The organism is Mycobacteroides sp. H001 (assembly GCF_001440005.1).
Classification (GTDB): Bacteria; Actinomycetota; Actinomycetes; order Mycobacteriales; family Mycobacteriaceae; genus Mycobacterium; species Mycobacterium gwanakae.
Map to the genome: position 1 here is coordinate 278,527 of NZ_LJYH01000024.1, position 19,930 is coordinate 298,456.

At 63.8% G+C, this 19,930-nt stretch carries 19 protein-coding genes; 15 read left to right on the forward strand and 4 right to left on the reverse strand.

Features of this window, described 5'->3' with window-relative positions; genetic code table 11:
* Window positions 1-5 precede the first annotated feature (5 nt).
* Genes AOT83_RS07685 through AOT83_RS07695 form a run of 3 tightly spaced genes read right to left on the reverse strand, consistent with a single transcriptional unit; the run spans window position 6 to window position 1,798 of the window.
* A complete protein-coding gene (locus AOT83_RS07685) occupies window positions 6-734 on the reverse strand; it encodes an alpha/beta fold hydrolase (protein WP_030097452.1) in 729 nt (242 codons plus the stop codon).
* Complete coding sequence (locus AOT83_RS07690) at window positions 731-1,375, reverse strand: methyltransferase domain-containing protein (protein WP_057965562.1); 645 nt, start codon at window positions 1,373-1,375, stop codon at window positions 731-733. Before AOT83_RS07690 ends, AOT83_RS07685 begins: the two co-directional genes overlap by 4 nt.
* A gap of 45 nt (window positions 1,376-1,420) precedes the next feature.
* Complete coding sequence (locus AOT83_RS07695) at window positions 1,421-1,798, reverse strand: DUF427 domain-containing protein (protein ID WP_057965561.1); 378 nt, start codon at window positions 1,796-1,798, stop codon at window positions 1,421-1,423.
* A 119-nt stretch (window positions 1,799-1,917) separates the two neighbouring features.
* On the opposite strand from AOT83_RS07695, the gene AOT83_RS07700 reads away from it, so the two are divergent.
* Window positions 1,918-3,099 (forward strand): acyl-CoA dehydrogenase family protein, encoded by a 1,182-nt coding sequence (locus AOT83_RS07700; RefSeq protein WP_030097449.1) that lies wholly within the window; start codon window positions 1,918-1,920, stop codon window positions 3,097-3,099.
* Window positions 3,100-3,199: 100 nt separating this feature from the next.
* Here AOT83_RS07700 and AOT83_RS07705 read toward each other — a convergent pair whose 3' ends face one another.
* Window positions 3,200-4,459, reverse strand: a complete 1,260-nt coding sequence (locus tag AOT83_RS07705; RefSeq protein WP_057965560.1) for a KasA/KasB family beta-ketoacyl-ACP synthase — start codon at window positions 4,457-4,459, stop codon at window positions 3,200-3,202.
* A gap of 335 nt (window positions 4,460-4,794) precedes the next feature.
* Here AOT83_RS07705 and AOT83_RS07710 point away from each other — a divergent pair, with 335 nt between their 5' ends.
* The 14 genes from AOT83_RS07710 (at window position 4,795) to AOT83_RS07775 (ending at window position 19,926) form a co-directional block, all read left to right on the forward strand.
* A complete protein-coding gene (locus AOT83_RS07710) occupies window positions 4,795-5,712 on the forward strand; it encodes a class I SAM-dependent methyltransferase (protein ID WP_057965559.1) in 918 nt (305 codons plus the stop codon).
* The gene (locus tag AOT83_RS07715; protein WP_057965558.1) at window positions 5,709-6,659 is read left to right on the forward strand and encodes an SAM-dependent methyltransferase; all 951 of its coding nucleotides are present in this window, start codon (window positions 5,709-5,711) and stop codon (window positions 6,657-6,659) included. Before AOT83_RS07710 ends, AOT83_RS07715 begins: the two co-directional genes overlap by 4 nt.
* A gap of 156 nt (window positions 6,660-6,815) precedes the next feature.
* Entirely contained in the window at window positions 6,816-8,234 is a 1,419-nt protein-coding gene (locus AOT83_RS07720; protein WP_030097442.1) for an aldehyde dehydrogenase family protein, read from the forward strand.
* 66 nt (window positions 8,235-8,300) lie between these two features.
* Window positions 8,301-9,167: an SDR family oxidoreductase gene (locus AOT83_RS07725; protein WP_057965557.1), complete on the forward strand. Its 867-nt coding sequence runs from the start codon at window positions 8,301-8,303 to the stop codon at window positions 9,165-9,167.
* Entirely contained in the window at window positions 9,164-10,126 is a 963-nt protein-coding gene (locus tag AOT83_RS07730) for an NADPH:quinone oxidoreductase family protein (protein WP_030097440.1), read from the forward strand. Before AOT83_RS07725 ends, AOT83_RS07730 begins: the two co-directional genes overlap by 4 nt.
* Window positions 10,123-10,572 (forward strand): MaoC family dehydratase, encoded by a 450-nt coding sequence (locus AOT83_RS07735; RefSeq protein ID WP_030097439.1) that lies wholly within the window; start codon window positions 10,123-10,125, stop codon window positions 10,570-10,572. The genes AOT83_RS07730 and AOT83_RS07735 overlap by 4 nt, the downstream gene beginning before the upstream one ends.
* Window positions 10,573-10,936: 364 nt before the next feature.
* Window positions 10,937-11,803 (forward strand): ABC transporter permease, encoded by an 867-nt coding sequence (locus AOT83_RS07740; RefSeq protein ID WP_057965556.1) that lies wholly within the window; start codon window positions 10,937-10,939, stop codon window positions 11,801-11,803.
* A gap of 9 nt (window positions 11,804-11,812) precedes the next feature.
* Window positions 11,813-12,673 carry an ABC transporter permease gene (locus AOT83_RS07745; protein ID WP_057965555.1) on the forward strand — a complete coding sequence of 287 codons (861 nt, stop codon included), beginning with the start codon at window positions 11,813-11,815 and terminating at the stop codon, window positions 12,671-12,673.
* A 1-nt stretch (window position 12,674) separates the two neighbouring features.
* A complete protein-coding gene (locus AOT83_RS07750; RefSeq protein ID WP_030097436.1) occupies window positions 12,675-14,168 on the forward strand; it encodes an MCE family protein in 1,494 nt (497 codons plus the stop codon).
* A complete protein-coding gene (locus AOT83_RS07755) occupies window positions 14,165-15,217 on the forward strand; it encodes an MlaD family protein (protein ID WP_057965554.1) in 1,053 nt (350 codons plus the stop codon). The genes AOT83_RS07750 and AOT83_RS07755 overlap by 4 nt, the downstream gene beginning before the upstream one ends.
* Entirely contained in the window at window positions 15,214-16,239 is a 1,026-nt protein-coding gene (locus AOT83_RS07760; RefSeq protein WP_030097434.1) for an MCE family protein, read from the forward strand. The genes AOT83_RS07755 and AOT83_RS07760 overlap by 4 nt, the downstream gene beginning before the upstream one ends.
* Complete coding sequence (locus AOT83_RS07765) at window positions 16,236-17,375, forward strand: MCE family protein (RefSeq protein ID WP_057965553.1); 1,140 nt, start codon at window positions 16,236-16,238, stop codon at window positions 17,373-17,375. The genes AOT83_RS07760 and AOT83_RS07765 overlap by 4 nt, the downstream gene beginning before the upstream one ends.
* Window positions 17,375-18,559, forward strand: coding sequence for an MlaD family protein (locus AOT83_RS07770; RefSeq protein ID WP_030097432.1), 1,185 nt, complete (start codon window positions 17,375-17,377; stop codon window positions 18,557-18,559). The genes AOT83_RS07765 and AOT83_RS07770 overlap by 1 nt, the downstream gene beginning before the upstream one ends.
* A complete protein-coding gene (locus AOT83_RS07775) occupies window positions 18,556-19,926 on the forward strand; it encodes an MlaD family protein (RefSeq protein ID WP_030097431.1) in 1,371 nt (456 codons plus the stop codon). Before AOT83_RS07770 ends, AOT83_RS07775 begins: the two co-directional genes overlap by 4 nt.
* Window positions 19,927-19,930: the final 4 nt, after the last annotated feature.

Sequence of the window (19,930 nt, forward strand, 5' to 3'; positions counted from 1 at the left end):
TGAATCTAGTCGATCCACCGTCTTACCTGCTCGGCGATCCACGCGCCGTCGTCGAGGGGAATGTCGTGGCCGGCGGTGGGATGCACCGCGAGGGGTGCGCCGAAGCTGTTGGCGATCGCGCGTGACGCCGCGGAACTCACAAGCCGGTCGTGCGTGGAGGTCAGAACCAGCAGAGGAGTATCGACGCGCTTCGGCATCCGGAAGCTGATGGCCGCGGCGATCTGCCGGGCGACACTGGCGCTCGACGGACGCTGGGTCTGTAGGTAACCGGCCCACCGCTGGGACAGCGCGTCGAGATCCAGATCGGGGCTATTGGCTGTCTGTTCCAGGATGGCACGTTCGCGAGGCACGTCGGCGCGGAACCGTCCGAGTACCAAGTTGGGGATCGACGACGGCTGAAATCGCTGCCATATCGGTGTCGAGGCAGTGCTCGAATTGATGATGACGGCGCGTTCGAAATCTCCGGGGTAACGCGCGCACCAGTCGAGTCCGATCATGCCGCCCAGAGATATCGAGAGCAGTGACCAACCGTCGCTATCCCGGTCCAGCCGGGACCGGATGTCATCGGTGATGGCCGAGATTTTCGCCGGCGAGACACGTTGGAATTCGGTGCCGAATCCGGGCGCATCTAGGCATTCCACCTGAACGCCAAGCGATTCGGCAAAGACTTGTGGGAACTGCTCCCAGTGGCGCTTCTCGCGGCTCAAGCCACGAAGCAGCAGCCACCGTGTCATCGCTTGATGCCCACAGTGAGTCGATCGAACTCCACGAACGGAAGGGTGAACGGATGGTGCACCGGTCGCTGCACCGCGACCTCGAATCCGGCGGCCTCGAACATCTGGCGCATCTCGGCCTTCGACGGAACGCTCGCGGGCACGCGATCGCCGAAGATCCGGCGCAGGATGGGGGCGGAGGCGCGGTCGGGCGTGAAGGTGGTGATCGCGGTGAAGCCGCCGGGCGCCAGCACGCGATGGAACTCGGCGAGGGCGGCGGGCTGGTCAAAGAAGTGGAACGCCGATGTGGAGACCACCGCATCCAGTGCGCCGTCGTCGAACGGCAGCTTTTCGGCCGGCGCGAATTGCCAGTCGACCAACGCGGAACGGGCCTTCGCCTGGGCGAGCATCCCCTCGGACATATCAACCCCGTGCACCTGCTCGGGCTCGAGTTCTTCCTGGATGCGTGTCGCCAGAATGCCGGTACCGCAGGCGATATCGACAACACGTTGCGACTCGTGCTGACGCAGCAGGGCGATCATCTCGTCCTGTGCCGGGCGGTACACCCATTGTTGTAACGGTGCCCAGTCGTATGCCTTGGCAGCGCGTCCCCAGAACCGCGTCACCTGGTCGTTGAAAGCTCGTCGTTGAACCGTCGTCATGGGCACAACGTACGCCAGCAATCAGGGGGTCGCCAGACGGGTGCGTCAGTCCGCGATGACGTTGACCCGATCGGGATAGAAGGCCAGATGACGGGCAATCCGGGCGACCGCCGGGTAGGGATCTTCATAGGTCCAGACGGCATCTTCGATCGTTCCCTCGGGTGTGCGCACCGAGTAGTACGAGGCCTCGCCCTTATACGGGCAGTACGTGTGGGTGTCGGTGCGCTGCAGCACCTCCCAGTTCACCGCATCGGGTGGGAGGTAGTACACGGGCGGATAGCTGGCCTCCTGCAGCCGCAAGGCGCCGGTGGTGTCGGCGATGGTGACATCGCCGGACGTGACCACGACGCGGGTGCTGGCGGGCTCGATGGTGATCGGATGGTCGGGGCCGGGAACCAATCGCGGCCTGTCGGGGGTGGACATATCTCCGAGGGTAGGCCTGTTCTGGACTATGGCTAGGCTGCCCTGGCTCTGTAGGTTGAGCGGCTGTCCCGCCTCGGTTTCTGGCCGAGGGAAGGCCCGGGGGCGCTAGGGTCGGCGGCATGGCTGTGGATGCTGATCGAAGTGACCCCGACGAGTTGTTCGGTATCGACGCGCTACTCAGCGACGAGGAGCGCGCGATCCGCGACAGCGTGCGAGCCCTGGTTCAGGCGCGCGTGGTTCCGAACGTGCAGCGGTGGTACGAAGACGGTGACCTCCCGGTGCGCAAGCTTGCGTTGGAACTGGGCAAGATCGGTGTGCTTGGCATGCACCTTCAGGGTTACGGATGCTCCGGAACATCTTCTCTCGCATACGGATTGGCATGCATGGAGCTCGAGGCGGGCGACTCGGGGATTCGTTCGCTGGTCAGCGTGCAGGGGTCGCTGGCGATGTACGCCATCTATGCCTACGGCAGTGATGCGCAGAAGCAGAAGTGGCTGCCGCGGATGGCGACAGGCGAGGAGCTGGGGTGTTTCGGTCTTACCGAACCCGATTTTGGCTCCAACCCTGGGGGAATGCGCACCCATGCCCGGCGAGACGGTAGCGACTGGATCATCAACGGCACCAAGATGTGGATCACCAACGGGTCGATTGCCGATGTCGCGGTTATCTGGGCACAGACCGACGAGGGTGTTCGCGGATTCCTGGTATCGACCGATTCCGCGGGATTCAACGCTCAAACCATCCGTTCCAAGATGTCCTTGCGTGCGTCCGTGACCGCTGAACTCAACCTCAGCGATGTGCGGGTGCCGGAGAAGAACCGGCTGCCGCAGGCCATTGGGCTCAAGGCGCCGCTGTCATGCCTCAACGAGGCGCGCTTCGGCATCATCTTCGGCTCGATGGGCGCGGCGCGTGAATGCTTGCGTACCGCACTCGATTACGCCAACACCAGGGAACAGTTCGATCGGCCGATTGCGGGATTCCAGCTGACCCAGGAGAAGCTGGCCAACATGGCGCTCGAATACGGCAAGGGCGTGCTGTTGGCGTTGCATCTAGGACGTCGTAAAGATGCGGACACCTTGAGTACTCCCCAGGTCAGCCTCGGCAAGCTCAATAACGTGCGCGAGGCGATCGAGATCGCCAGAACGGCCCGGACAATTCTTGGTGCGAACGGCATTTCGGGCGAGTATCCCGTCATGCGGCATGCCAACAATCTGGAGTCGGTGTTGACCTACGAGGGCACCAGCGAGATGCACACGCTCGTCATCGGCCAGGCGCTCACCGGGATCGCAGCCTTCCGCTGATCAGCGCGGCCGACCGTGCCTGAACGCCGACACGCCGCCTAGTGGCGGAATCGTGCGATACGAATCCGCCGCCAGACGGCGTGTCGGGGAAGAGCGGTGATCAGTACTTGCCGAGGGCGATGGCCACGTTGTGGCCGCCGAACCCGAACGAGTTGTTGATCGCGTACTTGTAGTCGCCCTTGCGGGGCTCCTTGCTGACGATGTCGAGATCGATCTCGGGGTCCGGCGTCTCGTAGTTGAGGGTGGGCGGAATGATGCCCTCCTGCAACGACTTCACCGTGATGATGGCCTCGACGGCACCGACCGCACCCACCGAGTGCCCGAGGGCGCCCTTGGGTGCGTAGACCGCGGCGTTCTGCAGACCGGACTTGTGAATAGCCTTGCCCTCGGCGACGTCACCGACACTGGTGGCGGTGGCGTGTGCGTTGACATGGTCGATGTCCTTGGCATCGAGCCCGGCAGTCTCCAGAGCCCGGTCCATCGCCTTGGCCGCCCCGATGCCATCGGGATGCGGTGCCACTACGTGGAAGCCGTCCGAGGTGATGCCCGCGCCGAGCAGGCGCGCGTAGATCCGCGCGCCGCGTGCCTTGGCGTGCTCCTCGGTCTCGATAACCATGAGTGCGCCGCCCTCGCCGAACACGAAGCCGGTGCGGTTCTTGTCGAACGGTCGCGATGCCCCCGCGGGGTTGTCGTTGTCGGTAGACATCACGATGCGCATGTTGGCGAATGCGGCGATGGGTGCGGCCTCGATGGCGGCTTCGATACCGCCGCAGATGGCGATATCGGCGTCGCCGTAAGCGATCTGGCGCCAGGCGTGGGCGATGCCCTCGTTACCGGAGGCACATGCCGAGACGGGGGTGATCACACCACCGCGCGCCTTGCGCTCCAGGCCGATGACAGCGGCGGGACCGTTGGGCATAAACATCTGAACGGTAAGGGGGGAAACGGCTTTCGTACCCCGGGCGCGCATCTCGTCATAGGCTTCGACCAACTTCTCGCCGCCGCCTAGGCCGGTGCCCACCGAAACCGTCAGGCGCTCCAGATCGATATCGTCGGGAGCACCGGCGTCTGCCCAGACCTGACGGCCCAGGATCGCGGCCAGGCGCTGCACATAGGACAGGCGGCGAAGCTCGATCTTCGTCATGTCCTTGTCGAAGTCGCGGACCTTGAGGTGCCCGCCGATCTTCACCGGCAGGTCGTACTGAGCGACGAAATCGTCGTCGAGTACGCGAATGCCGCTCTCGCCGTTGAGGAGCCCTTTCCAGGTGCCCTCGACATCGGGTGCGATTGATGTCGTCATGGCCATACCGGTCACAACAATGTTTGGGAAACCGCCGTTGGCGGTGGATGGCTTCGGCATTGGAAGCGCCCTCCCCTTTCAAACTCTTCTGAGCTATCTGCTGAACCGAATTTTAATGATGTCTCTGCTAGCGAACTCCGCCAGGGTGGGTATCTATGCGGATGCGCTCATGAACCCTATGCGAGATTCGGGTAGGAACTGCACAAATCGATGAAGTGTGTCCGGGAGGTTGACGTCCTCCAGCACAGTGCTCGAAACGCAACGGGCAAATGAATTTAGGGCTCGGTTACCTGGGTCTCACCTGGGTGAATGTGACCCGTCGCACAATGCCGGCCACAGACGGAGATCTGTAGCATTGCTCACTATTGGGTCTAGTTTGCCTTGAGAGGAGCCGCATGCGGGTCGACGGGGACACCTGGGACATCACTTCCAGCGTGGGGGCGACCGCCCTCGGGGTGGCAGCCGCACGCGCCACCGAGACGCTGCGGACCGACGCGCTCATCCACGATCCGTTCGCGCAGATACTCGTTGACGCGACCGGTAAATCGACTGGCTGGGAGCGTTTGGCGGCCGGCGACATCGAGTGGCCAGATCCCGAGGCGGGCCGGATCTACGGGCGGATGGTCGACTACCAGGCCACCCGCACCAATTTCTTCGACGCCTACTTCCTGGCAGCGGCGGCTGCGGGCATCCGGCAGATGGTCATCTTGGCCTCTGGTCTGGATTCGCGCGCCTACCGCCTCGACTGGCCGGCCGGCACCATGGTGTTCGAAATTGACCAGCCGCAGGTTCTGGAATTCAAGGCCGCCGCACTGGCCGCCCATGAACCGAAGGCGCAACGGCACGCCGTAGCCATCGATCTGCGCGAGGACTGGCCGGCCGCCTTGCGTGAGGCGGGGTTCGATGCCGCGAAACCCACCGCATGGCTGGCCGAGGGCCTGTTGCCGTATCTGCCCGCCGACGCCCAAGACAGTCTGTTCGCCAGCATCGGTGCGTTGAGCGCTCCGGGCAGCCACATCGCGGTCGAGGGGTATGAGGGAAAGCTGGTTCTGGACGAGAGCGAGGAGGAAGCCGCTCGCCGGGAGCAGGTGCGAGCCGCATTCAAGACCGCCGTGGATGTCGACGTCGCGATCGAGAACTTGATCTACGAAGATGAGAACCGCGCCGACCCTGCGGAATGGCTTGGTGCACACGGTTGGTCGGTGACCAAGACCGATGCGCACGAGGAGATGGCCCGGCTGGGCAGGCCGGTGACCGAGGACGTCGAACAGGGGACATTCCGAGGCCAGCTGATCCAGGGTGAACTCCGGTGAGCAATGTGACCACCGCGCGCTCCGACGACGACAGCTGGGACATCGCGAGCAGCGTGGGCGCCACCGCGGTCATGGTGGCCGCCGCGCGGGCGGCTGAAACCCGCAGTGACGCGCCACTGATCCGGGACCCTTTTGCGCAGCTTCTCGTGGAGCGCGCCGGTGCCGGGGCATGGTCGGTGATTGCGAGCGACGACGTGCGACAGCAGCTTGCCGAGCTCGATCCCGAAGCCGACCGCATCATGCAGTACGCGGTGGACTATCAGGCCGTCCGCACGCGGTTCTTCGATGGCTTCTTCGAACGGGCTTCGCGGGCGGGAATCACCCAAGTGGTGATCCTGGCCGCCGGCCTGGACTCGCGTGCGTATCGCCTGGACTGGCCGGCTGGTACCACCGTGTACGAAATCGACCAGCCACTCGTGTTGCAGTACAAGCGTCAGACACTCGACGAGCACGACGTGCGCTCTGCCTGCCTGCGCCGTGAGGTGGCCGTCGACCTTCGACAGGATTGGCCGGTCGCGCTGCAACGCGAGGGGTTCGACGTCACAGTGCCCACGGCGTGGCTGGCCGAAGGCCTGCTCATGTACCTACCGACCGAGGCGCAGGACAGGCTCTTCGAACTGATCGTGGATCAGAGCGCACCGGGCAGCCGGATCGCCGTCGAGGCCGTCGGGCCGGACAACGCCAAACGGCATGAGGTCCGCAGCAAGATGCGTGAACACTTCGACCGGGCCCGCAAGCTGGCGGGAATCGAGGGCGAGTCCCTGGACGTCGGATCGCTGATGTACCACGACGAGAACCGCACCGATGTTCCGCAATGGCTCGCCGGGCGTGGGTGGACGGTCCGGGCGGTTCCGGCCGAGGCCGAGATGGCGGATGCCGGCCGACTGGTGCACTCGGAAGAAGACATACGGGGGAACACCCTGATAGAAGCCGAGCTCAAGGGCTGATGGAGCGCGGCCCTCAGGGGTGCGGGGTTCTCAGGTCCCAACTGGTTGGTTACCATCGGTGATACAGCTCACGTAGCTGCCATCGCTAGTCCGTATGCGCGTACGTGACCTGCGTAGATGCACTCACTGATGAGCGTGCCATCGAGAGGAACGGATATGACCACCGAGATCTCTACGCCTGCCGACCAGCACGCTGCGTCCGAGCCTTCCCGCATTCCGGGGATCGTCCGGGGCCTGCGGGAGACGTTCGCAACAGGCCGGACCCGCGAGTACCACTGGCGCAAGGCGCAGCTCGTCGGCTTGGAGCGACTTTTCTCCGAGAACGAGGCGGCGATCGCCACCGCATTGCACGAGGACTTGGGTCGCTCGTCGGCCGAGGCCTGGATCGCCGACGTGGTCGGGTCGGTTGTCGAGGTGGTCTATGCGCGCAAGAACCTGCGGCGCTGGATGCGACGCAAGCGGGTACGGGGTCTTCCGTTGGCACAGCAACCGGCCAAGGCATGGTCGGTACCGGAGCCCTACGGCACAGTGCTCGTCATCGGTGCGTGGAACTTCCCGCTGTATCTGACGCTGGGTCCCGTGGTCGGTGCGTTGGCCGCTGGCAACACCGTGGCCATCAAGCCTTCGGAGATCGCGCCCGCTTCCTCGGCGTTGATGGCCAAACTCATTCCGCAGTACCTCGACCCGCACGCCGTTGCTGTTGTCGAGGGCGACGGGTCGGTGACACAGGAACTGCTGGCGCAGGGTTTTGACAAGGCTCTGTTCACCGGCGGCACCGAGATCGGCAAGCGCATTCTGGAAGGCGCCGCACAACACCTGACACCGGTCGCACTGGAATTGGGTGGCAAGTCGCCGGTCTACGTCGCCGCCGATGCCAACATCGAAGTGGCCGCCCGCCGCATCGGATACATGAAGGGCCTCAACTCCGGTCAGGTGTGTCTGGCTCCCGACTATGTCCTGGTGGACCCGGCGGTTCGCGATGAGCTGGTCGAGAAGATCACCGCGGCATGGGCAGATTTCCAGGCGGACAAGGAATCCAAGGGACTGCGCGTGGTGAACCAGCGCCAGTTCGATCGCTTGGTGGGCTACTTGGCCGCGACCGAAGGAGAGGTCGCCACCGGCGGTGCCTCCGACGCGTCCGCGCTGACCATTGAGCCGACGATCGTTGTTGATCCCAGCGCTGACGAGCCGCTCATGCAGAACGAGATCTTCGGCCCGATCCTTCCGGTGCTGACGGCGGACACCCTTGACGACGCCATCGACTTCATCAATTCGCGGCCAAAGCCGCTGGCAGCCTATGCCTTTACGGAGTCGAAGCGCATCGGCAACCGATTCATCGACGACGTGCCCGCGGGTGGCACCGTGATCAATCATCTGCTGTACCACGCCGTCATCCCGAACCTGCCCTTCGGCGGAGTCGGTGCCAGCGGTATGGGCGCCTACCACGGCAAGGCCGGATTCGACGAGTTCAGTCACCTCAAGTCGACTCTGTACAAGAGCACCAAGATGGACCTCAAGCTTCCGTACCCGCCGTACCTGGAGAAGAACCTTAAGCTGATGAAAAAGCTTATGTAGTTGTAGTTTTCGTCCTCCATATCATTCAGCAACCCAATGAAGTGCCAAGTGAATTAGGAGTTCTGCATGCCGGGAGTGCAAGACCGGGTAATTGTCGTGACCGGAGCCGGTGGAGGCCTGGGCCGTGAGTACGCCCTCACCCTCGCCGGCGAGGGCGCCTCGGTGGTCGTCAACGACTTAGGTGGTGCCCGAGACGGATCCGGTGCCGGGTCCGCCATGGCCGATAGCGTGGTTGATGAGATCAAGGCGGCCGGGGGCCGCGCCGTTGCCAACTACGACAGTGTCGCTACCGAAGAGGGCGCCGCCAACATCGTCAAGACCGCGGTCGAAGAGTTCGGCGCCATCCACGGTGTGGTCAGCAACGCCGGCATCCTGCGAGACGGCACTTTCCACAAGATGACCTATGACAGTTGGCATGCGGTGCAACAGGTTCACCTGTACGGCGGATACAACATCACCCGCGCCGCATGGCCGCATTTCCGCGAGCAGGGTTACGGCCGCATCGTGGTCGCCACCTCGACCAGTGGTCTGTTCGGCAACTTCGGGCAGGCCAACTACAGCGCCGCGAAGCTGGGACTCGTTGGGCTCATCAACACCCTCGCGTTAGAGGGCGCCAAGTACAACATCCACTCCAACGCGATCGCGCCGATCGCGGCCACCCGGATGACAGCCGACATCGCCCCGGAGGCTGTGCTGGACAAGCTGCCACCGTCCTTCGTCGCCCCGGTTGTCGGATACCTGTGCACCGAGGAAAGCACCGATAACGGCTCGGTTTTCGTCGTCGGTGGCGGCAAGGTGCAACGCGTCGCACTGTTCGAGAACGCCGGTGCGGACTTCGAGACCCCGCCCACCGTCGACGAGGTCGCCGAGAAGTGGTCGCAGATCGCGGATCTGTCGAATGCGGTCAAGGCCGGCCCTCCTTCGCTCGCATGAAAGCTGTACAGGCGCAGTCGCTGTCGGGCCCAGAGGGGCTGGTCTACACCGATGTCGAGGAGCCGCGCGGTGACAACGTCGTGGTCGTCGACGTCAAGGCCGCGGGAGTCTGTTTTCCCGACTACCTGATGACCAAGGGCGAGTACCAGTTACGAATGGAGCCTCCGTTCGTCCCAGGTATCGAAACCGCCGGGGTCGTGCGGTCGGCACCCGCGGGTTCGGGGATCAACCCCGGTGACCGGGTGATGGCCTTCAATTTCATTGGCGGGTATGCCGAACGGGTGGCAGTGGCGCCATCCAACATTCTTCCGACGCCCCCGCAGCTAGACGATGCCGAGGCCGTCGCCCTCATCGCGAACTACCACACGATGTACTTCGCGTACGCCCGCCGTGGACAACTGCGTGCGGGGGAGACGGTGCTGGTACTCGGTGCGGCCGGTGGTATCGGAACTGCCGCCATCCAGATTGCCAAGGGCCTGGGGGCCAAGGTGATCGCGGTCGTCAACCGGACCGCCGCAACGGAATTCGTCAAGAGTGTCGGTGCCGATATCGTCCTGCCCCTCGAGGATGGCTGGGCTAAGGCGGTGCGAGAGGCGACCGGCGGTGTCGGTGTCGACATGGTGGTTGATCCCATCGGTGGGCCCGCCTTTGACGACGCGGTACGCACCCTGGCCTCCGAAGGCAGGCTGTTGGTCGTCGGATTTGCGGCCGGTGCGATACCGACAATCAAGGTGAATCGGCTGCTGCTGCGCAACGCCTCGCTGATCGGTGTGGCCTGGGGCGAATTCCTGCGCACTCATACGGATTACCTCTATGAGACCCAGGCGGGGTTGGAGAAGTTGGTGGCCGAGGGCATGCGGCCGCCGGTGAGCGCACGGATACCGCTGTCGGAGGGCCGTCAGGCGCTCCAGGACTTCGCCGATGGAAAGGTCTACGGGAAGATGGTCCTCGTTCCGTGACCACCAAGGTGTTCAACGGAATTGCCGACGTCGCGGTGGGTGATCTCGGGGCCACCGATTGGCTTGTGGTCGATCAGGAGCGGGTCAACACCTTTGCCGACGCCACCGGTGACCACCAATGGATTCACGTCGATACCGAACGAGCCGCTGATGGTCCGTTCGGTGGCACCATTGCCCATGGGTTGCTCACGTTGTCGCTATTGCCGCAGTTTCAGTTCCAGCTTATTCGGGTCGACAACATCGCGATGGGGATCAATTACGGGTACAACAAGATTCGATTCCTCAACCCGGTCCTGGTGGGATCGCGACTGCGTGCCCGGGCCGAGGTGACCCATGTCGAACAGAAGCCGGGCGCCGTGGACGTGACGATCTTGACGACCGTCGAGATCGAAGGCGTCGACAAGCCGGCTTGTGTGGCCGAATCGATTTCGCGCTTTATCGCCTAGCCGACCGGGATATCGCGTTAGAGGCTCGGGGCCACAGCTCATTTCGGCCGGTCCGTGACAAGGGTGAGAAACTGCACGCCAGTCGGTGTGATAGCTATTCTCGCCCAATGAAATCGCGACCTGCGATTTGTCCATCGTTTAGACAGCGCATATAGCAGAGTGTCCAAAATCTCACCGTGATCTACGACGATGTGTAGATCACGTCAGTCAGGTGTTATGTTACTGCTCAGTTTGGGCCGTGCTTTCTCTGTGACCAGCGAAGATGGTGGGCCCGAGAGGTTTGGACGAGAGGGCATCACGTGGGTCAGCCAGCACACGGACGTGTTGCCCTGGGGTATTCGGTGCATTCGATCGTGAGCGCGTGATGACCACTTTCGAAACGGCCGGTACCGGCCGCCCCGCAACACCGTCTCGTGACGCCGTATCCGGCGCCCTCAAGGAGTACGTACGCAAGCACCCGGTGCAGGCGGTAGAAACCGCAGGCAGCCAGATCGTCCTCGGTGTACGGGCGATGCAGTACATGTTCTCGGACCTCATCCACCGCGCGTTCCCGTGGAAGGAATTCATCCACCAGGGTGCGTTCATGGCGGGCAGCGCGGTGGTCCCGACGCTGTTGGTGGCCATTCCGATCGGCGTCACCTTGTCGATCCAGTTCGCCCTGCTCGCGGGCCAGGTCGGTGCGTCCTCGTTGGCAGGTGCGGCAAGTGGTGTCGCGATCGTGCGTCAGGGCGCCTCGCTGGTTGCCGCGGTGCTGATGGCCTCCGCGGTGGGCTCGGCCATCACCGCGGACCTGGGGTCACGAACCATGCGTGAAGAGATAGATGCCATGGAAGTCATGGGTGTCTCGGTGATTCGGCGGCTCGTCGTCCCACGCGTCGCCGCTGCGGTTCTCGTCGGTGTCGGCCTCACGGGCACTACCTGCTTTGTCGGCTTCCTGGCCAGCTATTTGTTCAACGTCTACTTTCAGCACGGCGCACCCGGAAGCTTCGTCGCGACCTTCGCGTCGTTCACCCGGGTCGACGATCTGATCCTGGCGCTGCTCAAGGCGATCCTTTACGGCCTCATCGTCGCCATCGTCGCCTGTGACAAGGGATTGACCACCAAGGGTGGTCCCGCCGGTGTCGCCAACTCCGTGAATGCCGCGGTCGTCGAGTCGATCTTGGTGCTCATGCTGATCAACGTGCTCGTCAGCCAGGTGTACGTCATGGTCTTCCCCAGGCATGGGATATAGGGGCGCGTCATGACTATCTCTACATACCGCCCCAAGGGCGTCCAGCCGATCATCGATGCCGGGCATCGGATCGCCCAGTCGATTCGGCGGCTCGGACACATGCTGGCGTTCTTCGTGGAGGCCATCGCGTCCATCCCGAACGCGCTGCGCTACTACTCCAAGGAGTTCTTCCGGCTTCTGGCCGACGTCACCTGGGGTAATGGCTCGCTGGTCACCGGTGGCGGAACCGTCGGCGTGGCCGCTGTGTTGGGTGCCACGATCGGTGCCCTGATCGGTATCGAGGCCTACAACCTGCTGAACATCATCGGTTTGGGGCCGGCCACGGGATTCATCTCCTCCTTGGTGTCGACCCGTGAGTTGGCGCCGGTGATGGCGGCCCTCGCCTTCGCGATGCAGGCCGGTTGCCGCTTCACCGCGCAGCTGGGTGCTCAGCGCATCAACGAGGAGATCGACGCACTGGACGCGCTGGCGATCCGGCCCATCCCGTACCTGGTCACCACCCGATTGATGGCTTCCACCGTGGCGGTGGTTCCGCTGTACCTGCTGTGCCTGGTCATCAGCTACATCACGTGCCGTCTGCTTGTCGGGATCTCCAGCGGCGGCTCGATCGGCGGTGCCTACAACCATTACTTCACGATGATGCTGAGCGGCACCGACATCGTCTACTCGGTGATCAAGGCCGTCGTCTTCGTCTGGATCGCCTCAACCATCCAGTGCTACTTCGGATTCAACGCCTCGGGTGGACCCGAGGGCGTGGGTGTGGCCGCCGGACACGCGATGCGTGCTGCCATCACCGTCGTGATCATCGTGAACATGCTTCTCACCATGGCGTTGTGGGGAGTCGACGCTGGCGCAAGGTTCGGTGGTTGACGTGAGTGGTGGTTCATTCTCATCGAGCGGCCGCGGCTGGTCCGATCGCGCGCTGCTTCTCTCCGGCATCGCCGTGCTGGCCATCCTGGGATTGGTGACCGGGCTACTGCTCGCCAAGTCCAAGGGCTTGCTGGAAGACACCGTCAAGGTCAACGCGCAGCTGATGAACGTCGGTGACGGTCTGCCAGAACGTGCCGACGTGAAATTCCGCGGCATGCTCGTCGGCGCCGTCACGTCGGTGACACCGGCCGAAGACGGCAAGCCGAATATCGTGCACATCGACCTGAAGTCCGAGCACGCCAGCGGCATTCCGAGCACGGTCACCGCGCGGGTGGTGCCGAGCAACGTGTTCGCGGTGTCGTCGGTGCAGCTGGTCGATAACGGCGATGGTGCCGCACTGCGCGACGGTGCGGTGATCACTGAGGACACCAAGCTGCCGACCGTGCTGTTCCAGACCACCACGAACAAGCTGCGTCAGGTGCTCGCCGCCACCGAACGGCAACGCGGCGATGCACCGATCGGCTTGATCGGGGTCTTCGGCGAAGCCACCCAGGGGCGCGGCGACAAGCTGCTGACCTCCGGCGCCCGGCTGCAATCCATCCTCACCGAGTTCAACGCCATCGTGTCTGCCAGCCCGAACGATCCCTCGACGATCGCGGCGCTGGAGAAGGTGTCGGCGGCGCTCAGCACCACCTCACCGCGACTGTTGGACAACCTGGAGAACGCCCTGGTGCCGCTGCGCACCCTGGCCCAGAAGCAATCCGATGTGCGGGGGCTGCTCTCGGCCGGTTTGCACACCGCGGGCACCGCATCGACTGCCATCGATAACCACATCGACCAGATGATCGGCATCGGTACGCACCTGACGCCCGTTGTCGGTGTCCTGGCGCAGCATTCGGGCCAGTTCGTGCCGATCGCATCGCGCATCAAGGTGCTGTCGGACGCGATTTTCGAGAACGGCTGGGATCCCGGCCGTCAGGTCCTGGGCCTGAACCTGATCCTGTCGTTCAGCCCGGCGTGGACCTATGTCCGCGACGACTGCCCGCGGTATGGAGAGCTGGCCGGACCCAGCTGCACGACCGCACCGGAGACCCGCCAGTGGATCGACATTCCCGAGGTGCTGCAGCCGGGCAGCTACAAGCCGCCGCCGGATATCGCGCCACCCCCGGGAACCATCTTCCCGCCGACCGCAGCCGACATCATGCTGCACGGCACGGGCCCCAACCCACAGGAAGTCGACCGGGCCGCCAACCCGGTGCTGCCGCCGTTCGGCCCGCCACCTAACCCGGCACCTGCCGGAGTGGCACCGGCTTCCTTCGGTGGGAACGTCGGGCCGGTCGGAAGCGCGATGGAGCGCGCGCAGCTCGGCAAGGCGCTGGGCGGAGATCCCAGCGCCTCGCAGCAGCTGCTGCTGGGCCCGGTGGCTCGCGGGACCACGATTTCGGTGAGCCGCGATTCGGTACAGCCCAATGCGGTCGAGGGAGGCGGACGATGAAGAACTTCCGGGCCGCGGTGATCGGACTATCGCTATTCGTCGTGTTCGCCATCGGCGTGACGACTCTGGTGTACGGCACGCTGCGCCGCGACACCACGGGCTCGACAAAGAGCTACAGCGCGATCTTCACCGATGTCACGGGTGTGCGCGTCGGCGACGACGTGCGCATCGCGGGTGTGCGTGTGGGCCGCGTCGACTCGATCGAACTGGACGGCTCGCTGGCCAAGCTCAGGTTCCGGGTGAAGAGCAACCAGAACCTGTACGGCAATTCGATCGTCTCGGTCACCTACCAGAACATCATCGGACAGCGATACATCTCGCTCTCTCGTGGTCTGGACGGCAGCCCGGAGCGCCTGCCCGAAGGCAGCGTGATTCCCGTGGAGCGCACGGAGCCGTCCTTCGATGTCGGCGCGCTGCTCAACGGATTCGAGCCGCTGTTCACCCTGCTGGATCCGAAGCAGGTGGACAACCTGTCCAACGGGCTCATCGACGCCTTCGCCGGTGACCGGGGCGCGCTGGCCCATGTGGTGGCACAGACCACCGAGATCACGAAATCCTTTGCCGGGCGCGATCAGTCGCTGGGTGGGCTCATCGAGAACCTCAACACGGTTCTGGAGAACGTCGCCAAGCAGAACGACAATCTGGACCAGCTCGTGGTGCAGAGCCAGAACGTCGTCGGGGAGCTGGATAACCGCCGCCAGAGCCTGGTCTCGTCCATCGGTTCGGCCACCCATGTTGTGAGCCGGATCCAGACCATCGGCGACAACGTGTACCCGCAGTTGCAGGAGCTCGTCTATCGCGAGCCGGGCACTGCAGCGCACATCCTTGCCAACAAGGACCAGTTCGCCTTCCTGGGCTCCAACCTGCCGCTGCTCCTGAAGGGACTGGCCCGCACGATGCAAGACGGTGCGTACGGCAATTCGTATGCCTGCCAGCTGAACATCAACGGATTCTTCCCGGGCCTCAATGACCTGGTGCCCGCCATTGTCCGGCACGCCACGCACGGTGGTGTCGCGAAGTACACACCGAAATGCCGAGGGATCGAATGAGCCCCCGTGAACGCAGGCTAGAAGACCGCAGCAAGTTCTGGATCGGCATGATCGCCGTCGGTGTCGTTACGGCGATCATCGCGTCGATGCTGCTGTTCCGCCAGATCGGCTTCGGATACACCCGGTACAAGGCAGAGTTCGCGCAGGCGGCACAGCTCAAGAAGGGCGACTACGTCAGTGTCGCCGGGGTTGATGTCGGCGAGGTCAAAAGCGTTGTGCTCGATGGCACCAAGGTCCTCGTCGACATGCGCGTTCGGGACGAGGTGAAGCTGGGTGCCGAGACCCAGGCCGCGATCAAGACCACCACGCTGCTCGGTTCGCGATACGTCGAGCTGCGGCCGCGCGGTGCAGGGGTCATTCCTAACAAGCGAATCGCGTTGTCGCACACTGAGGTGCCATACGACCTGCAGGCGCTGCTCGCGGACACCGCTGCCACCTATGAACAGGTCGATACGACCAAGCTGGCGCAGTCCATCGACATCTTGGCCAAGCAGCTCGAGGGGCTGCCCGAGGCGCTGCCCGAGGCCATGAAGAACCTGAAGGAACTCTCGGGGATTGTTTCCACCCGCCGCACGCAGATCGGCGAGTTGCTCAAGAGTGCGTCCACCGTCACCGCCACGTTGCATCGGCAACAGGCCAACCTCGGGCACCTGGTCTTCCAGGGGCGGGACCTATTGGGAGAGTTTGTATCCCGTAAGGCATCGTTCCAGCGCCTGATGGCCTCGATCACCAAGGTGGTCGACCTGCTGAGCAAGGTTGTCGTCAAGGACCGGCCCGCATTCGAGAAACTGTTGCAGCAGCTGCGGGAAGTCACGGCGATGGCCAGCGACCATGACGACTACGTACGAAACCTGTTGCAGATCCTGCCCGTCCCGCTGAGGAACCTGACCAATGCCACCGGTTCGGCGTACTCCATGAACATCAACCTGACCAACGGTCTGGTGGTGGACAACTGGATGTGCGCGATCAGCAGCCGCGCGGAGCAATGGGGTCTGCTCGAGTACTTCAAGGACTGCGCATGAGCGTGAACGTGACACAGCAGGGGTCCACCGCGCGCCGCGTCTTCATGATCGGTGTGGTTTCGGTGCTGGTGATTGCCGCCGCGATTGGTGGCTACCTGGGGCTGCGCAAGGCCGGTGTGGTGGACGACAAGATCTCCGTTACCGCCCAATTCGATGAAGGCTCTGGCCTTTTCGTCGGCAATGTGGTCGAGGTACTCGGCTTGCCGGTGGGTGCCATCGAATCGGTAGAGGCCAAGGGCACGTATGTCGAGGTCAAGTTCAACGTCGACAAGGACGTGAAGGTACCGGCGAATGTCATTGCCGCCGCCTTCACCAGCTCGGTCCTCACCGATCGGCACGTGGCGTTGAGTCCGCCGTATACCGAGGGCCCGGTGCTCAAGGATGGCGATGTCATTCCGCTCGACCGCACTCGCACGCCCGTGGGGTTTGACCGCGTACTGGCCACTGTCGACAAGCTCGCCTCGGCGATGAAGGGCGACGGAAAGGGCGGTGGGCCGGCGGCTGACCTGGTCAGCATCGGCGCGCAAGCCGCTTCGGGTAACGGTGAACAGGTCAAGACCGCCCTCGATGAGCTGTCGAAGGCATTGAAGATGACCACCGACGGAGCCGAGACCAAGGATCAGCTCACCACGATCATCAAGAGCGTGAGCTCGCTGGTGAACGCGATGGGGGAGAACGACAAGGCGATTCGTCAGTTCGGTTCCGCGGTGCACGGCACGGCGGACGTGCTGGCCGCCGAGCGATTCGGCACCGGGGACACCGGCCGCAAGGCCAACGAGGTGCTGAAGAGCACCGCCGAACTCCTCGAGAAGAACCGCGACGTCATCAAGGGTCTCGTCGGAAACGGCAATGTCACCTTGCAGTCGTTGACCGACAACCAGCGCGAGCTCAAGGAAACTCTGGATCTGCTGCCGCTGACGCTCGACAACGTGGACCGAGTCATCGACCCGGTGAACGGGTCGATCCGCCTGCACCCGCTGTTGGACAAGCTGCTCTTCGAGAGCCAGTTCACCAAGGAGATCTGCAACATGATGGGTCTGCGGCAGCTCGGCTGCAGCACCGGAACCCCAGCCGATTACGGACCCGATTTCGGACTGACCTACATGCTCGACGGCATGGCCAGGATGGGGCAGTGATGAGCCGCTTGAAGGTTTCCAAGCTGAGAGTCGCCGCGCTGGCCGCGGCCGGTGTGCTGTCTGTATCTGCGTGCACCCCACCGGGACTCGACAGCCTGCCGCTTCCGGCCCCCAACATGGGCTCGAAGTCCTACCAGCTGACCGCGCGATTCGCCAACGCGCTCAACCTTCCCGCGAAGGCCAAGGTGCGTCTCGGCGGAGCCGACGTCGGCGAGGTCGAGTCGATGGAAGCCGTCGACTATGTCGCGGTAGTCCAGCTGCGTATCCGCGAAGGCGTGCGGTTGCCTGTCGGAACCACGGCGCAACTGCGCACGGCCACCCCATTGGGTGATGTGTTCGTGGCGGTCACTCCGCCTGCCAAGGTCACCGGTCAGCTCCTCAAGGATGGCGGCACGCTGGATCTGGACAACACGTCGTCGGCGGCCACCGTCGAAGGTGTGCTGGCCTCCGCTGCCGTGCTGGTCAACGGCGGCGTCATCCGCAATCTGACGCACGTGGTGAACGGGCTCGGTAAGTCTTCTGGCGGTAATGGCAGTAACGGCATCGTGTTTGGTGAGATCGTGAAGCAGTCCGATCAGTTGATGGGCACGCTCAACGGCCGGTCGTCACAGATTCAGAACTCGTTGGACAGGACTTCCCAGCTGGCCGCGACACTGTCGGCTCGGGAGAAGACCATCAACGATCTACTGGAGGCCGGTGCGCCGGCGTTGAAGGCTGTTGATCCCGACCAGGTCGGAGATCTCGCCGACACCGCTGGTCACATCTCCGATCAGCTGGCGAAGTTCCCGTCGATCCAGGGCACCGACTCGCGCAGCATGATCGCCGATTTCAACTCGATTGCGCGGGGCTTCAACGACATTGCCGTGAGCCCTGACACCAGCCTGGTCGCCTTGAACCGGCTGCTTCCGGTGTTGGTGAAGGCGAATGCGGGTAGCGCCTTGGCCGTCGATGTGAACATGGCCAAGCTCGCGCTGGGTAACTGGCCCGACGCCGGATACAAGGGCGATCCGACCTTCCATGGCCCCAAGCAGGCCGACTGGGGTTATCTGGTCGGTAGCTTCAAGTACTCGTTGTACCGGTTGCAGGAACGCGTCGTGGGTCAGGGACCGAACCCGCCCATGCCGCCTGCCCCGGAGCCCGCTCCCGCGCCGGCACCTGCGCCCGAACCGGGACCGGGCCGATGACCGCCCCCGCGACGGGACCCACCCAGTCCCACGGTCTGCTGGAATCGCTCTCGCGAGGGCTGGTTGCGCTGTCCGATGTCTTCAAGCGCAGCTGGAAATGGCTGTCCGTAGTGGGCCTGGTGGCCATCCTCGTCATCTGCGTCGGTTACGTGATGTTCGGGACTCTGAAGGTCAATCCGATCGAGTCCAAGTACCAGGTGAAGGTGCAGCTGCACGAATCCGGTGGGCTGCTGCCGAATCAGGAAGTGACGCTGCGCGGAGTGCCGATCGGCCGGGTGCAGTCCGTCAATCTCGAGAAGGGCGGCGTGGTCGCGACCGCGGCGATTGACGGTGCCGTGAAGCTGCCGGTCAACAGCGAGGTGCGGGTTTCCGGACTATCGCCCGCTGGTGAGCAGTACCTCGACTTCCGGCCGACGACGAACGACGGCCCTTTTCTGAAGAACAACAGCGTGGTCGCGCTGGGGCAGGCGACCACTCCGATAACCCTGGCGCAGGTGCTGGCCGATTCCGATGGGCTGCTGGCACAGCTTGATACCGAGAAGCTGAGCACCATCCGTAAGGAACTCGGGGTCAGCACGCAAGGCCCGGAGAAGCTTGGCGACATCTTCGATGGCGGCACCTTCCTCATCACGACCCTGGATGGTGTGTTGCCGGAGACGGTGACCCTGTTGAAGTCGAGCAAGGTGACTTTCTCGACGCTCGTCGACCTCAATGCGGGATTGGATGCGACCGGCCAGCAGCTGGGCAGCACCTTCGGCGGGTTGAAGAAGATGGATGGCGGCTTCCGCACGCTGCTCGGGCGCGCCCCGCAGACGTTGCACAGCGTGGACAATCTCTTCACCGACAACTCCGACACCATGGTGCAGCTGTTGGGCAATCTCGCGACGGTCGCTCAGTTGAACTACGTGCGCGTCCCGGCGCTCAACGCGCTGTTCCCTGGACCCGAGGTGCGTGGGTCGGCGCTGGAGAGCGCGGCGACGATCTTCCATGATGGCGCCATCTGGGCGCTCGCGGACCTGCTGTATCCGCGACCCACATGTGATTACGCGACACCGCGCAAGCCCGTCTCGGATGCCAGCTTCTACGAACCGGCGCTGTACTCCACGTACTGTGCCAATCCGGACCCGGCGATGCTGGTGCGCGGTGCTCGCAACGCTCCGCGTCCGGCCGACGACGACACCGCGGGCCCGCCGCCCAACGCCGATCTGTCCAAGGTGTCCGATCCGACGCCGCGCGGTAAGTGGAGTATTCCGACGCCGTATGGTGGACCGCAGTGGCCTCTGCCGATTCCCGGGGATGCGCCTCTGCCTCCCGATGCACCTGCGCCGCCACCCGGTTTCGGTAATACTCCACCTACCGGACGCTAGGTAC